The 373-nt window shown below is 50.7% G+C and carries 1 protein-coding gene; it reads right to left on the reverse strand.

Features of this window, described 5'->3' with window-relative positions; translation table 11 throughout:
• Positions 1 to 163 precede the first annotated feature (163 nt).
• Positions 164 to 373 (reverse strand): hypothetical protein (locus tag ACX6U0_RS21355; RefSeq protein ID WP_464961807.1); only part of this gene is annotated, 210 nt, incomplete at its 5' end.

The raw sequence follows: 373 nt of genomic DNA on the forward strand, positions 1-373 counted from the left end.
CTCGCTTTCCATGGGGTGGGCACTGAGCCTCCTGGAAAAAGGTAGGCATGCTAAAATCACGACGTCCTGTCGTAACGCATGCATGACCCACATCCTGTGGGCCTCCTCCGGGGTCTCAGCTGTCCCACAGCTCCCATAGGAGTCGAGCATCCTTGCGTTGCAATCATGTTCTGATAATGAGGTTGCGTTTTAAAAAAATTTTAAGAACAAAAAAAACAAAAAAATTACGCTTGATTTCCTCTCCAAGATGCTCGCTTTCCATGGGGTGGGCACTGAGCCTCCTGGAAAAAGGTAGGCATGCTAAAATCACGACGTCCTGTCGTAACGCATGCATGACCCACATCCTGTGGGCCTCCTCCGGGGTCTCAGCTGT

This window comes from Gottfriedia sp. ABJ_BB2_2, from assembly GCF_055484705.1.